Consider the following 12,968-nt stretch of genomic DNA (forward strand, 5'->3'; position numbering starts at 1 on the left):
ATGCACCCGCATGACAGCCAGTGCTCAGCAGCTGATCGAAACGGCACGTCCCGCACCGCCGGCCGGCCCGTTCGACTGGGGACAGGTCGGGCGCCGGCTCGGGGCGCCCGTGCCGCAGGACTACCGCGAGCTTCTCGACGCCGGGGGCGGCGGACTGTGGCTCGGTTTCGTGAGGCTCTACGTTCCGGCGCCCGGCCCCGGTCTCCGGCACGTCGATCTCGAACGGTCGGGGCTGGAGTTCGAACAGCTCCAGGACCTGTTCGATGACGAGGTCGTGGGGCCGCCCGACGATCTCCATCCTGGTTCCAGGCTGTTGCCCTGGGCCTCGACCGGCACGGGGGTCACGCTCTACTGGCAGGTCCCACCCGGAACGGCGGCCGAGGCGTACCCGGTCCGGGTCTCGGACCGAAACGGCGACGTGTGGGAGAGGTACGACCTGCCCACCACCGACCTCCTCCTGGGACTCGTCCGGGGTGAGGTGCGCAGTGAGCTGCTCGACGGGTCGTGGACGGACCGCGACGCGCTCTTCACGCCCTACGCGGAGGAAGAGGAGCGGGATGGATGACGGTCTGCCCACCGGGGTTCTCCCACCCCGTTCCCCGGTGTGGTGATTCGCCTGCGGCCGGCGGTGCGGTTTGCCCCAGGGGCATCCGCCCGAGCCCTGTGGGCGATGGAGAACGGCGACGCAGCGCTCGACGCACTCGACGCCGGTCCCGAGCCGCTCGCCCGGAGCGACTGAGGCGCCTGCCAGGGCGTCGTGCAACACTTTCCTCCAGGTGATCCGGCTTTTCCCTGCGGAAGACCGATGTGCGTCATCGTCGAGTGCCAGCCGAGTGTGCGTGAGGGTTCACTTCTCTTGGAACCAGCCAGATGGAATGAAGAGTATTTCACCGAGGTCAGCGGGATGATCGGTTCGCCGAGTCCCGATGCCATGTTCGATCCCGAACCGACGGAGCGTGTTCTCGGGAGAGAGCTTCCCCGCGACTATGTCGCTCTGATGGGGGCCTACGGCGGTGTGGTGTCCACCCTCGAGGAAGCGTATCTTCTGATCACCGTCGGTGATGGGGGGCGTTGGGATCCCAGGAGGAAGGTCGAAGAGGGAAACTATGCCGTTTACTATCTCGCGGACCGTTTTCCGGAGTACTCTTTCATGGGGGAACCCCGCAAGATCAGCACCTCATGGATCCTCTCTCGTGAACCGTACAACGTGTTCCGGATCGGTGAAGTCTTCGGAGAGGCTCTCTATCTGTTTTTCGATCCGGACGTCGCGGACTGGACGGTGGTGCTGGGAAGCGGTGACCTGTGGTGGAATTTCCGGGGTGGGGTCTGTGAACTCCTGGTCAAAATGGTGAAAGGCGAGGTTGTGCTTCCGTATACCGAGGAGGGCTATTTCATCGGGTCGTCCTTCTTGCAGGAGCCACGCCTGACCGAATGACATTCATTTTTCAAGTCCGGGAGTCGGCACGACTTCACGAGCTCCTCCGGTTCGGGGGCGACCTCGTCGTCCTGGGCAGGAGGACAGTCCTGCTCAGCGGTTTCAGTGGGCCCTGCCCATGAAGGTGACGGTGCGGGAGCTGTTCTCGCCCGTGTTGTCCTCCAGGGTGAGGGTGTAGGCCCACCACCGGCCCGACTCCGGTGAGGGGCAGGAGTCCGTGACACCCGTGGCCAGGTGTGCCGGGAGAGAGACCCTCTCGCCACCTCTCTCGGCCAGGGCGGAGGGGCCCGACTCGCGTGGTGACGCGGCGTAGCGGCACGTCGAGGCGAGGTTCAGGTCCAGGGGCTCATCCGTCCCGTTGAGGAGGCTCACCTCCCACGTGACCCTTTCCTCTCCGCCGACGTCCTCGTGGGAGATGCTCAGGAGTTGCAGCCTGATCCCGTCGCCGTACTCGAAAGGCCGGTTCGCCGGTACGAGCAGGTATCTGGCGCCGACTGCGAGGATGATGAGGGCGAGCACGAGGGTGAGTGCGGTCCACGGCGCGAGTCTGCGCACGATGCCCTCCAGGGGACGGTGGCGCCGAAGGCGCCGGGGGTGCGCACACCCTACGGTGGAACGCCCGGTGCCGGACACACTCGGCTGCGCCTGAGTCGGCTTCCGCCGAACCCGGACCCGACACGGCTCCCGGCGGTGCTGCGGACACGAACGGTGCTCCGGTCCGGGCCCGTTGCCCGGACCGGGTGTGTCTCAGTCCAGGACGCACACGGTTTTGCCGCTCATCGTGCGCGCGGACAGCTCGACCAGCGCCCTGGGGACCTCCTCCAGCGGGATGGTGCGCGAGAGCATCGCGTCGAGCTCTCCCCGGGCGAGCAGGTCGAGCAGGTCGGTGAGCATGACCGACAGTTCATGGCGGGAGCGGTGGTCGCCGAGGCTGTAGGCGGCGCCCAGGGCGATCTCGTGGACGGAGGGCGCGATCCCGAAGGGCGCCACCGTCTCCAGGTCCGGGCGTCCGGCGACGGTCGCGATGCCGCCGGTGTGGGCGAGCAGGGACAGGTTGGCGGTGGCCGACTCCGCGCCGACGGTGTCCAGGACCGCGTCCACCCCGCGTCCGTGCGTCAGCTCCATGACCCGGGCGGGGATGTCCTCGGTGCGAAAGTCGATGACCTGGTCCGCGCCGAGCTTCTTGACGCGGTCGGTGTTGTGGGCGGCCTCGGTGGCCAGCACGCGCGCTCCGGTCAGAGCGGCGAGCTGGGTGGCGAATCCGCCCACGCCTCCGGCGGCGCCGGTGACCAGGACGGTGTCCTGCTCTGCCACGTGCAGGCGGCGCACGATCGCCTGGTAGGCGGTCAACCCTGCCGAGGGCAGGGCTGCGGCCTGCGCGGAGGAGACCGTGTCGGGGACCGGGGCCAGGACCTCGGCGCGGGCCAGGGTGTACTCGGCGAACCCGCCGCGGTCGCGGATGTCGCCGGTGTAGGCCACCCGCTGCCCCACGGCCAGACCCTCCACCTGCGGGCCCAGGGCGTCGACGACGCCGACCACGTCCAGGCCCAGGACGGCGGGCCACTCCCATTCGGGGATGCCGTAGGCGGCCCGCTGGTAGTCCGAGGGGTTGAGCCCGCATGCCTGGACCCTGATGCGGACCTGGCCGGGCCCGGGTTCGGGCAGGGGCAGGTCGGCCAGTCGCAGGGTGTCGCAGGTGCCGGGCCGGTCCAGAACGAGTGCTCGCATGATGCGGTGCCTCCAGAGGTCAGGTGGAAACGGTCGGGACGGAACGCGATGGCGCGCTCAGGCGCGCGGGTCGACCAGGACCTTGACGCGGTCCTGCCCTGCGGCCAGGTCGGCCAGGGCCCGGGGCAGCTCGCTCAGACCCACGGTCGCGTCGTGCAGGGGCTCGGTCCGCAGCCGACCGGAGGCGATCAGGTCGGCGGTGACGGCGAACTCGTGGTTCAGGTGGGCCAGGGAGGTCTGGACGGTCAGCTCCTTGCTCAGCCACGCCAGCGGGGAGACGCTCACCGACCCCGACGCCACACCGAGCATCATGATGGTGGCGCCCGGGCGGCACAGCTCCACGGCCGCGGTCAGGGCGGCCTCGTTGCCCGCGCAGTCGAACACCAGGTCCGCGCCCAGCCCGCCCGAGGCCTGCACCACCGCCTCGGCGGCCTCGGTGCCCGGTGCGAGCGCGGTGTCGGCTCCCAGTTCCAGGGCCAGGTCGCGTCTGCGCTGGCGCGGTTCGATGACCACCACCCGTCCCGCTCCGGCCAGGTGCAGCAGCTGCACCGCGAACAGCCCCACGGGCCCGGCCCCCATGACCACGGTGACCTCTCCCAGGAGCGGGGGACGGCGGCGGACGGCGTGCAGCGCCACGGTGGCAGGTTCGATCATGGCGGCCTGGTCGTCGTCGACGCCGTCGGGGATGCGGATGAGCATCTCGGCGGGCACGGTGATGCGCTCGGCGTAGGCCCCGTGCGCCGGGGTCAGGGGGTGGGTGCCGAACGACAGCGCGGTCAGGCCCTCACAGCGTTGGGCGTGCCCGGCTCGGCACATCGCGCACCGGCCGCAGGCCGGCGGGGTCCCGGCGACCACCCGGTCGCCCGCGGCCAGGTCCGCCACATCCGGTGCGACGTCCAGGACGGTGCCGCCCCATTCGTGCCCGGACAGGAACGGCGGGTACTCGTGGCCGTCCTTGAACGCCGAGACGTCGGAGCCGCAGATGCCGGTCCGGCCGATCTCCACCACGGCGGTGCCGGGTCCGGCTTTCTCCGGTAGCGCGAACTCGGCGAATTCGACCTGTTCACGGCCGGTGATCAGTGCGGCTTTCATGGTGCGGTCCTCACATGGTGCAGGGAAGGAATCGATCGGGGTGCGGACGCTCACTCAGCGGTGAGTTCGCGCAGATGGGCGCAGGCGGCCTGGAAGGTCTGTGCCAGGTCGGACCGGCTGTCGGCGGCCCAGGCGTCGAAGGAGGCGCGCAGGGCCGCGCTGACGGTCTCGGCCAGCACCCGCACGCGCAGGTCGATGACGGCAGCCTCGGCGGTGGCCGCCATCATCTGCACGAACCGGTCGCACTGCTCCGCCTCGCGGCGCTGCGCCGCACCGCGCAGGGCCGCGTCGGCTCCGGCCAGGCGCCGTACGCGGAGCATGCGCTCGATGACGTCGGCGCGGTCGGCTTCCAGCTCCTGCAGGACCTCGACCACGACCCGCTCCACCTCGCGCAGGGGTGCGGAAGTGCTCGCACACCCCTCCAGGCGGGAGGCGAGCGCAGTCTCGAAGGCCTGGTTGGTTCCCAGCGCCGCGTCCTCCTTGGTGGGGAAGTAGCGGAAGAAGGTGCTCGTGGAGACCCCGGCGGCAGCCGCGATGTGTTCGACGGTCGTGTTCTCGAAGCCCTGGCGCTCGAAGAGATCGAGCGCCGCGTTCTCGATCTCGGACAGGGTGGCGCGACGACGGCGCTCCCGAAGACCAATAGTGGCATCCATGTCCAAAATGATAGCGACTCCCAGTTTGATGGCAAGGCCCAAGAAGGTGGTTCATCTCATGAGTGTTCGAGGGAGCGTTGCCGGGACGTTCTGCGGCGGGGCTGCGGGACCGGGAGCACCCGCCACCTGTCTGCCGGTGCCGTACTCCCGGAAACACGTCCCCCGGTCCGAAGCGGCCCCCGGTCCCCGGCCCTGGAAACACACAGATCGGGCGGCCGTGCCGCGCTCTCGGTTCATGCCCGGCGCCGGCGGTTGCCGAGCCTGCCCCGGGCGCCCCCGCACTCGGACAGGAACGTGCGTGCGGCACACGTGAAAGACGAGAGTCGGCGCGGATTTCTCCGTGCCCACCGGATCACCGCTGGTCGAGGACGCGGTCGCGGCAGGGAGGAGGAACCGGCCCTTCCTCACGGATCGCCGCGGCGCTATACACGTCTGAGGAGCGGATCCCGGGCCCCGCGAGGGGACGGGCGACAGGGCGTGGTGGTCATGGACGCGGAGACCGGTGAGATCGGCGGATACCGGCTCCTGGAGGAGATCGGCCGGGGCGGCTTCGGTGTCGTCTACCGGGCGCAGGCCCCCGGCGGCGGCCCTGCGGCGGTGAAGCTCCTCCACGCCGGTGCAGGCGCGGACCCGGGGCTGAAGGAGACGTTCGCCCGCGAGGTGGCGGCGGCACGCAGGGTCAGCCCGTTCTGCGTGGCGCGCGTCCTGGACGCCGACCCGCACGCCGAACGGCCCTGGATCGCCAGTGAGTTCGTCGAGGGCCGCACGCTCACGCAGGAGATCGGGGCGCGGGGCCCGCGCCGAGGCGCGGACCTGCACCGCCTGGCCGTGTCCACGGCCACCGCGCTGACGGCCATCCACCGGGCCGGCGTCGCCCACCGGGACTTCAAACCGGACAACATCATGATGGCGCCGGACGGCCCCAGGGTCATCGACTTCGGGATAGCGCGCTCCTTCGAGAACACGGCCTTCCAGGCCACGGCCAAGGTCGGGACCCTGCTCTACATGGCGCCCGAACGGCTGAACGACGCCCCGTACCTGACCCCCGCGGTGGACGTCTTCTCGTGGGGCGCGGTGATGGTCTACGCGGCGAGCGGGCGGCACGCGTTCGAGGGGCGCACCCAGGCCGCCGTGATCGCGAGGATCCTGACGGGCGACCCCGACTGCTCGGCAGTCCCGGAGGAACTGCGCGGACTCGTCGCCCGGTGCCTGGACAAGGAGCCCGACCGGCGCCCGACCGCCCACCGGGTGCTCAACTCCCTGCTGGGACTCGGCGCGGACGACACGGACGTCGAGACCGCGCTGGTCTCGGGCAGGACCGCGGCGACCGGGGCGCTGCCGACGGAGGAGATCCGCGGCGTCCCGACCCTGCGGGAGACCTCGGAGCTGACGGAGGAGGTCCCGGGTCCCGGGGCGCGGCCCGGGCGCCCCTACGGGCTCGCCGGCGGGTGGTACCGCTCGCTCGGCGGCCTGGCCGAGGCCTTCCATGCGGACACGGACGCCGCGTGCGAGCTGTTCGGGGACCCTGACGAGCGGGCGGACCTGGCCGCGTGGATCGCGGAGCACCCGGAGGGCGCCGGGATCGACCCGGACCTGCTCCGCCGACCGCCGGAGGACGTCGAGCTGGCGGTCCTGCGGTTCGTCGCCCGGGTCCGACCGGACCTGCCGCCGAGGTACCGGGGAACCGACGTGGGACTGTCCGGAGCGCGGGCGACGGCCGCCGGGTGGGCGGACCCGCTGGACGACGACATCGACCTGCCCCTGAACGCGGCCGAGGCGGCGGCCGGGTACGACTGCCGGGAACCCGGCCACCCGTGCCGCCCCGGGCAGGGGTGCGACGAGTACCGGCGCATGATCAGGGCGGCGCGGTCCGCGCTGGACCTCTATCTCCGGGAGAGCGAGCGCTACGCCGCCGTGCTGTCCTCGGCCGAGCCCCGGTCCCGGACGGCGTTCGACCGCAGGGCGGACGGCGGCCTGTTCCTCCGGGCCGTCCTGGCCCCGGACGAGTGGCGGCGCGCGGTCGGGCGGTACCGCGACGCCCTGGACCCGTCGCTGCGGCGGCACCTGCCGCCCGAGCCGCCGGCGGGGACCCCGCAGCCGGTGTGGGCGTGCCACGGGCTGGTGGTCCGTGTGCTCCGCGAACTCCTCGTCCAACTCGACTCCCGGCACAGGAAGCTGAGCGAGAGGATCGAACGGCGGGAGGCGTTCGCACTGGCGCTCAGGCGCCGGAACACGCAGCACACGTGGGCCCGCCTGATCGCGGCGGGTGCGGCGTTCCTGTTCGCCCTCCCGCTCTACTTCGGTGACGACCGGGCGGTGGACGCGGTCACGGGGGTGGCGCTGACGGCGTTGCTCTGGTCGGTCTTCTTCCTGCTCGGTTACGCCCTGGTGATGATCGTCGCCGATTCCCACAAGATGCTGCACCCCCCGCCGTCGGACAGGATGAGGAAGAAGTACCGGTCCACCCGGGGATGGCGGAACAAGGCGCGCAAGGCGGAGGGGGACGCCGCGCGGCTCCGCCGGGAACTCGTGGAACTGGACGGGGCCCGCGAGCGGTTGCCCGCCTGAGGCGGCCCGGACCACCCGGGCCCCGAGCTGTCACGCGCTGCTGGAGCGCGACAGTCGGGACGGGGGCGTCGCCGCGGTGGTGAACACGGTCGAAGGGACGACGGACGCGTACCGGAGGGGCACCGTGGTCGTGCTTCGGGGGAGGGGCGCTTCCGAGAGGGGAGCCCGGACGCACGGGGCGCAGGGAACCGTTCCCTGGATCAGGGCTTGCGGGCGACTCCGCCGTACTGGGCGACCTCCCTGGCAGCGCCCGCCCCGGTCGTCCCGGGCCGCCAGAACGGCACGGAGACCACACCGGGTTCCAGCAGCTCCAGGCCCTCGAAGAAGGCGCCGATCTGCTCCGGGGTACGCAGGTGGATGGGCTGGGCGGCGTTCTCGTTCCAGGCCCTGGCCGCCTCCACGATCTGCCGGCTGGTGTCGGTGCTGTCGCACAGGGCGAGGAAGCTGCCTGCGGGCAGGGCGTCCACGTAGGCGCGGGCCACGGTGTAGGTCCGCCCGTCGGCGGGGAAGTGGCCGAGCACGCCCATGAGGACCAGTCCGATCGGCCGGGTGAAGTCCAGGTGCTCGCGGGCCCGGGCCAGCAGCGCCTCCGGATCGAGCAGGTCGGCGTCGAGGTAGGCGGTGGCTCCCTCCTCGGTGCTGGTCAGCAGTGCACGGGCGTGCGCGAGCACCAGGGGGTCGTTGTCGACGTAGACGATTCTGGACCCGGGGGCGATGGCCTGGGCGACCTCGTGGGTGTTGTTCGCGGTGGGCAGGCCGGAGCCGATGTCCAGGAACTGCCGGACGCCCTCCTCCCGGGCCAGGTGGGCGACCGCGCGGGCGAGGAACCGGCGGTCGGCGCGCATGAGCTCGACGATCTCGGGGGAGGTCTGTTCGACCTGCTCCCCGAGGGCGCGGTCCACCGGGTAGTGGTCCTTGCCACCCAGCCAGTAGTTCATCACCCGTGCGGAGTGGGGGACGGTCGTGTCCAGGGGGACGCGGGGGGAGTTCGTCATGGGCACCTTCCGGCTCGGCGGACGATCCGGGGAACACGGTCGTCCTTCTCGTTCGCGCATCTTCTTCGCCGTTGGGGAAACCCTGCCACACAAGGGTTTTCGCGGCCATCACTGCTTCGGCCGCGCGCGTTCGGCGTGCCTCGACACGGGACCTGGCCGGGAACCCCCTCCATGCGCGTCCGTGCTCCGGAGCCCGGTGGACGGGGTGCGGGGCTGACGCAGGGCCCGGCCGGACCGTGTTCCGCCCCTGCCAGGGAAACGGGGCTCAGTAGTCGTCGTTTCCGTAGGACGAGGAGCTTTCGGGGGAGGGGGCGGGCCACGGCCGTCCCCGGTCCCCCTTCCCCTCCGCACTCGCGCTCATCCGTCCCGATACCGATCCGTGCCCGCCTCCAGGTCACAGATCGGACGAACCGGTCGGTAACCGGGGGACGGTCGGGGATCGTGGAGCCGGAGCACGACCGGCCGGACGGGCTCCCCCTCCCCACCGTTCGAAGGGTTCCGATGACTGATCGCACGGAGTCGATCGAATCGATGCGGCAGCTCGCCGCGGCCTGGCGCACCATGGTGCTCGACCGCGACGCGGACGCCGACGTCCGGGACCTGCCCGGCATCGCCGTCCGCTGGGCCGACTGCCGGTTCGCGTTCTGGAACTGCGTCACGCTGACCGACGTCGGCGCGGACGCGGCGCTCGTCGAGGAGCGTCTGACCGGGGCGGCGGAGATCATGCGCTCCAAGGTCCGCCCAGGGTTCCTGTGGCTGTTCGAGGACCTCCTCGGCGAGGACGCGCGGGAGGGGGTGCGGGCGACCGCGGAGAGGGCCGGCCTGGAGTTCGCCTTCTCCGGCACCGGCATGGCCGGGGACCTCCTCCCCGTCGCCGAGCCGTCCCACCCCGACCTGGTCTTCGTGCGCGTGACCACCGAGGAGCGGCTCCGTGAGTACGCGGACCTCAACTCGCGCGCGTACGGGTTCCCGCTGGAGGACGGCCGCGACGGGCTCCTCGGGTCCGCGCTGTGGAAACAGGGGGTGTACGCCTACCTCGGCCTGCGCGACGGCGTCCCCGTGACGTGCGCCGCGACGGTGGAGGCGGAGGGCCGCCTGTTCGTGGCGCTCGTCGCCACGCATCCGGACTGGCAGCGCAGGGGCTACGGCGAGGCGGTCACGCGCAAGGCGCTGCACGAGGGCGGGCGGGCCACCGGCCTGACCCGCGCGACCCTGCACGCGACCGAGGCGGGGGCGCCCGTGTACCCCCGCATCGGCTTCCGGCCGAACTCCCCGGTGCACTTCTACGGTCTGAAGGGCTGAGCTCCCCGGCGTGTCCGGGGTGGGCCCCGCGCCCGGGCTGCGGCGAAGAGCGCCGGAACGGGGCGAGCGGCGGGCCCGGGTACGAGGACCCCTGAGCGGCGAACCCGCCGCTCGCTGATCGAGAACCCAGGAGAGAGGGTCCCGGGAATCCTCGGAGACTTCCGGTCGACGGGAAAGACATCCTGAGCAGCAGTTCCGGGGACGCCCCGAAAGGGACGTGTGTTCGCATTCCGGCGCCGGATGGGCCGAACCCCGGACGCCGTCGTGAGCCTTCACTACGCTCGCCCCGACAGCGCTGCGAGGAGAGGCCGAGGATGCGGGAGATCGAGGCGAAGTACCGGGTGCACGACCCGGAGGCGGTTCTGACCGCGCTCCGGGAGGCCGGGGTGACCATGGGGGAGCCGGTCCACCAGGACGACACGGCCTACGCGCCCTCCGGCTGGGATCCGGGGCAGGGCAAGCGCGGCTTCACCTTCGCCCGCCTGCGCACCGAGGACGGCGTGCACATCGTGACGGCCAAGACCCCGCTGGCGAACGCGATGGAGTGCGTGGAGCACGAGACGGCCGTCGCCGACCGGGACGGGATGCACGGTGTCCTGACCGCGCTGGGCTACGTGCCGAGCGTGCGGATCGTCAAGAGCCGTCGGACGGGCCGGTCCGGTCCGATCGCGGTGTGCCTCGACGACGTGCGGGGAGCCGGGGTGTTCCTGGAGCTCGAGGTGCTGGTCGACGACGACCGGGACGGGCGGGCGGCCCAGGAGGAGCTGGACGCGTGGGCGCGCGGACTCGGGACGGACCTGGAGCGGGTCACGGAGACCTACGACGTCCTGGTGCGCCCCGTGCCCGCCTGAGGCCCGCGGCGGTGCCCCGCGGCCCCGCTCCCGTGGCCGGAGGGCACCGCGCGGCGAGTGCGGGTCGGACTGCACGACGCCTCGCGACGTGATGTCGCTGTGCCGGGGCCCTCACCGGGGGAGGCGGAGGGGCCCGCTGCTCTCCCGGGGCACCAGCTCTCCGCCGGGGAGCATCTCCTCGGCCACGGGTGCGCCCTCGACGGCCCCGATGAGCAGGGCCGCCGCACGACGGCCGTATCCGACGATGTCGCGGCGGACCGCCGTCAGGGCCGGCCTCACCAGACGGCACAGGAGCGAGTCGTCCCAGGCCACGATGGACAGCTCGGAGGGGACCGCGACGCCCATCTCCTCGGCCACCGCCAGCCCGCCCACCGCCATCACGTCGTTGTCGTACACCAGGGCCGTCGGGCTCTCGGGCAGGGCCAGGAGGCGCCGGGTGGCACGCGCGCTGTGCTCCCCGCTGCCGTCGGTGTGCACGACCACGGCCCGGTGTCCGAGGTCGCGCGCGGTCTGCTCGAAGGCCTTGGCCCGCGCGTGTGCGTGGGCGAGGTCGGCAGGCCCCGCGACGTGGGCCAGGCTCGTGTGCCCCAGGGCGACGAGGTAGTGCATGACCTCGTTCATCGTGGGGTGGTCGTCGACCGGCAGTGACAGCGTGCCGTTCCCCTCCATCGCGGCTCCGAGGACCAGGGCGGGCACGGCGGGCGGAGACGCGGGGGACCGTCCCATGCGCTCCTCGGCCAGGATCACACCGTCGACCCGGCCCCGGGTCTCCCAACGGCGGCGCGGAGAGCCCTCCGCGGCGGGGTCGGAGTGCACGATCATGTCCATCCCGGTGGAGGCGAGTGTGTGCTGGACCCCCTCGACCAGGAGCGCGAAGGAGGAGTGGCTGCCCCACAGGCGGCCCGCCCGGCGGGTCACCAGTCCGATGGCGGCCGTCCTGCCGCCCGAGGACAGGGCGCGCGCCGGACCGCTGGGCGACCAGCCGAAGTCGCGGGCGGTGGCCAGGATGCGCTCGCGGGTCTGCGCGGAGACGCCGGGGCGGCCGTTGAGGGCGTAGGACACCGCTCCTTTGGAGACCCCCGCCGCTCTGGCGATGTCCATGATCGTCGGGCGCCGCATCATCGAGCCCATCGGTACTCCTGTCGGGTGTGTCCGGTCGCGGCACGGGTCCTGAGCGGGTCAGGGCGTGCGGGGTCAGGGCGCGGTGATCTTCGCGACGACCTCGCGGTCCGCGGGTTCGGGGTCCAGCGCCCGGTGGATCCCCGCCCCCTCGATGAGGGCGTCGAGCAGGCGGGCCGGGAAGCCAGGTCCAGGGCGTGGGGGTCGGTGGAGCAGGCGGCGGCCATGGCCGCGTGGACGGGCGCGTACCCGCCGCCGGCGCGGCGCTCGGCGATATCGGTGAAGGCCGAGGCCACCGCGGCGGCGCGGTCGACGCCGGGAGCGGTCAACGGTCCTCCTCCGGCGCGTGGCGGCCGTGCTCGAGGTAGACGGTCGTACCGGACGCCCGGGCGGCCAGGGCCGCGGTGGCGCGCCGGGCCACGTGGCCGGGCAGCAGGTCGCCGAGGCGTCCGGGTTCCACCCACGCCCAGCCCGACAGCTCGTCCGGGGGAAGGCGCGGTTCGGCGCCCTCAGGCAGGTGGGCGGTGAACAGCCACTGGAGGGCGGCGGTGCGCTCGCCGGAGGGCGGGACCCAGTCGACGGCGGCCAGGTGCGTCACGGTGGCCCGAACGCCGAGTTCCTCGGCCAGTTCGCGGCGGCACGCGGCCAGCGGGGACTCGCCGTGTTCGACGATGCCGCCGGGGAGGCCCCAGGGCCGGTCGGGCTTGTAGGCGCGCTCCACCAGCAGCACCTGTCCGTCGGGGGAGAGGATGAGCGCGCCCGCCGCGCCCCGGGTGGCGGGCAGGCGCGCGTAGAACTGCCGCTCTGCTGCGGTGTCGGGGTGGCTCACCCCGTCGAGCCTAGTGCTGTGACCGCACAGGTTCGCCGGGTTCGGTCAGACCTGCTCGGAGGCGGCTGCGAGGTGTCGGAGGCAAGTGTCGGCGGCCGTGAGGTAGGGCTTGTGCAGCGCCTCGCTGTAGAGCCGCATCTCACGGGCTGCTCGGTCCAGGCACTCCCAGAACACGAGCGGTAGGTCGAGGTCGTCACCGAGATCAACGATGCAGTCGAAGGCGAGTTCCAGCTCGTTGTGCTTCAGGAACTCGAGTGTCGCTGAGAGGTCGATGTCGGGCAGGCCCGCCAGGTGGGCCCGAGCAGTCTCGAGGTGGCTTCGGGTGCGGTTCCAGCTGTCATGAAGCGCCGCACGATCAACGGTCATGGTGCCATTGTCGCTGTTGTGGTCGGTGCA

The 12,968-nt window shown here is 72.1% G+C and carries 13 protein-coding genes; 5 read left to right on the top strand and 8 right to left on the bottom strand.

Features of this window, described 5'->3' with window-relative positions:
• The first annotated feature begins 10 nt into the window (after window positions 1–10).
• Together ABZ234_RS00880 and ABZ234_RS00885 are read left to right on the top strand one after the other, a co-directional pair.
• The gene (locus ABZ234_RS00880; RefSeq protein WP_355010431.1) at window positions 11–565 is read left to right on the top strand and encodes a hypothetical protein; all 555 of its coding nucleotides are present in this window, start codon (window positions 11–13) and stop codon (window positions 563–565) included.
• A 240-nt stretch (window positions 566–805) separates the two neighbouring features.
• The gene (locus tag ABZ234_RS00885) at window positions 806–1,435 is read left to right on the top strand and encodes a hypothetical protein (RefSeq protein ID WP_355010432.1); all 630 of its coding nucleotides are present in this window, start codon (window positions 806–808) and stop codon (window positions 1,433–1,435) included.
• A 102-nt stretch (window positions 1,436–1,537) separates the two neighbouring features.
• Here ABZ234_RS00885 and ABZ234_RS00890 read toward each other — a convergent pair whose 3' ends face one another.
• The 4 genes from ABZ234_RS00890 to ABZ234_RS00905 all read right to left on the bottom strand — a co-directional run bounded on the left by ABZ234_RS00890 (window position 1,538) and on the right by ABZ234_RS00905 (window position 4,908).
• The gene (locus tag ABZ234_RS00890; RefSeq protein ID WP_355010433.1) at window positions 1,538–1,990 is read right to left on the bottom strand and encodes a hypothetical protein; all 453 of its coding nucleotides are present in this window, start codon (window positions 1,988–1,990) and stop codon (window positions 1,538–1,540) included.
• Between the two features lie 192 nt (window positions 1,991–2,182).
• Window positions 2,183–3,163 carry a zinc-binding dehydrogenase gene (locus tag ABZ234_RS00895; RefSeq protein WP_355010434.1) on the bottom strand — a complete coding sequence of 327 codons (981 nt, stop codon included), beginning with the start codon at window positions 3,161–3,163 and terminating at the stop codon, window positions 2,183–2,185.
• A gap of 57 nt (window positions 3,164–3,220) precedes the next feature.
• Window positions 3,221–4,255 carry a zinc-binding dehydrogenase gene (locus ABZ234_RS00900; RefSeq protein ID WP_355010435.1) on the bottom strand — a complete coding sequence of 345 codons (1,035 nt, stop codon included), beginning with the start codon at window positions 4,253–4,255 and terminating at the stop codon, window positions 3,221–3,223.
• A 50-nt stretch (window positions 4,256–4,305) separates the two neighbouring features.
• Entirely contained in the window at window positions 4,306–4,908 is a 603-nt protein-coding gene (locus ABZ234_RS00905) for a TetR family transcriptional regulator (protein ID WP_355010436.1), read from the bottom strand.
• Between the two features lie 486 nt (window positions 4,909–5,394).
• Between ABZ234_RS00905 and ABZ234_RS00910 the strand changes: the two genes are divergently transcribed.
• Window positions 5,395–7,476 (top strand): serine/threonine-protein kinase, encoded by a 2,082-nt coding sequence (locus ABZ234_RS00910; protein ID WP_355010437.1) that lies wholly within the window; start codon window positions 5,395–5,397, stop codon window positions 7,474–7,476.
• A 200-nt stretch (window positions 7,477–7,676) separates the two neighbouring features.
• On the opposite strand, the gene ABZ234_RS00915 is transcribed toward ABZ234_RS00910, so the two are convergent.
• Window positions 7,677–8,471, bottom strand: coding sequence for an SAM-dependent methyltransferase (locus tag ABZ234_RS00915; protein ID WP_355010438.1), 795 nt, complete (start codon window positions 8,469–8,471; stop codon window positions 7,677–7,679).
• Window positions 8,472–8,972: 501 nt separating this feature from the next.
• On the opposite strand from ABZ234_RS00915, the gene ABZ234_RS00920 reads away from it, so the two are divergent.
• Both ABZ234_RS00920 and ABZ234_RS00925 read left to right on the top strand, forming a co-directional pair.
• Window positions 8,973–9,773 (top strand): GNAT family N-acetyltransferase, encoded by an 801-nt coding sequence (locus ABZ234_RS00920; protein WP_355010439.1) that lies wholly within the window; start codon window positions 8,973–8,975, stop codon window positions 9,771–9,773.
• Window positions 9,774–10,087: 314 nt separating this feature from the next.
• On the top strand, window positions 10,088–10,624 hold the full coding sequence (locus ABZ234_RS00925; protein ID WP_355010440.1) for a CYTH domain-containing protein: 537 nt from the start codon (window positions 10,088–10,090) through the stop codon (window positions 10,622–10,624).
• Between the two features lie 111 nt (window positions 10,625–10,735).
• Here the strand turns inward: ABZ234_RS00925 and ABZ234_RS00930 are convergent, their stop codons facing one another.
• From ABZ234_RS00930 to ABZ234_RS00940, 3 genes are all read right to left on the bottom strand, one after another.
• Window positions 10,736–11,755, bottom strand: coding sequence for a LacI family DNA-binding transcriptional regulator (locus ABZ234_RS00930; RefSeq protein WP_355010441.1), 1,020 nt, complete (start codon window positions 11,753–11,755; stop codon window positions 10,736–10,738).
• Between the two features lie 313 nt (window positions 11,756–12,068).
• On the bottom strand, window positions 12,069–12,572 hold the full coding sequence (locus ABZ234_RS00935) for an NUDIX hydrolase (protein ID WP_355010442.1): 504 nt from the start codon (window positions 12,570–12,572) through the stop codon (window positions 12,069–12,071).
• Between the two features lie 45 nt (window positions 12,573–12,617).
• On the bottom strand, window positions 12,618–12,938 hold the full coding sequence (locus ABZ234_RS00940) for a MafI family immunity protein (protein WP_355010443.1): 321 nt from the start codon (window positions 12,936–12,938) through the stop codon (window positions 12,618–12,620).
• Between the last annotated feature and the right edge of the window lie 30 nt (window positions 12,939–12,968).

The sequence above is a fragment of the Nocardiopsis sp. NPDC006198 genome (assembly GCF_040613895.1).
Taxonomy (GTDB): Bacteria; Actinomycetota; Actinomycetes; order Streptosporangiales; family Streptosporangiaceae; genus Nocardiopsis; species Nocardiopsis tropica.

Bases quoted from the DNA above. Each gene is read 5' to 3' on its own strand.
- ABZ234_RS00900 (WP_355010435.1), bottom strand. From the start codon at position 4,255: ATGAAAGCCGCACTGATCACCGGCCGTGAACAGGTCGAATTCGCCGAG.
- ABZ234_RS00940 (WP_355010443.1), bottom strand. From the start codon at position 12,938: ATGACCGTTGATCGTGCGGCGCTTCATGACAGCTGGAACCGCACCCGA.
- ABZ234_RS00905 (WP_355010436.1), bottom strand. From the start codon at position 4,908: ATGGATGCCACTATTGGTCTTCGGGAGCGCCGTCGTCGCGCCACCCTG.
- ABZ234_RS00925 (WP_355010440.1), top strand. From the start codon at position 10,088: ATGCGGGAGATCGAGGCGAAGTACCGGGTGCACGACCCGGAGGCGGTT.
- ABZ234_RS00915 (WP_355010438.1), bottom strand. From the start codon at position 8,471: ATGACGAACTCCCCCCGCGTCCCCCTGGACACGACCGTCCCCCACTCC.
- ABZ234_RS00930 (WP_355010441.1), bottom strand. From the start codon at position 11,755: ATGGGCTCGATGATGCGGCGCCCGACGATCATGGACATCGCCAGAGCG.
- ABZ234_RS00895 (WP_355010434.1), bottom strand. From the start codon at position 3,163: ATGCGAGCACTCGTTCTGGACCGGCCCGGCACCTGCGACACCCTGCGA.
- ABZ234_RS00910 (WP_355010437.1), top strand. From the start codon at position 5,395: ATGGACGCGGAGACCGGTGAGATCGGCGGATACCGGCTCCTGGAGGAG.
- ABZ234_RS00880 (WP_355010431.1), top strand. From the start codon at position 11: ATGACAGCCAGTGCTCAGCAGCTGATCGAAACGGCACGTCCCGCACCG.
- ABZ234_RS00885 (WP_355010432.1), top strand. From the start codon at position 806: ATGTGCGTCATCGTCGAGTGCCAGCCGAGTGTGCGTGAGGGTTCACTT.
- ABZ234_RS00920 (WP_355010439.1), top strand. From the start codon at position 8,973: ATGACTGATCGCACGGAGTCGATCGAATCGATGCGGCAGCTCGCCGCG.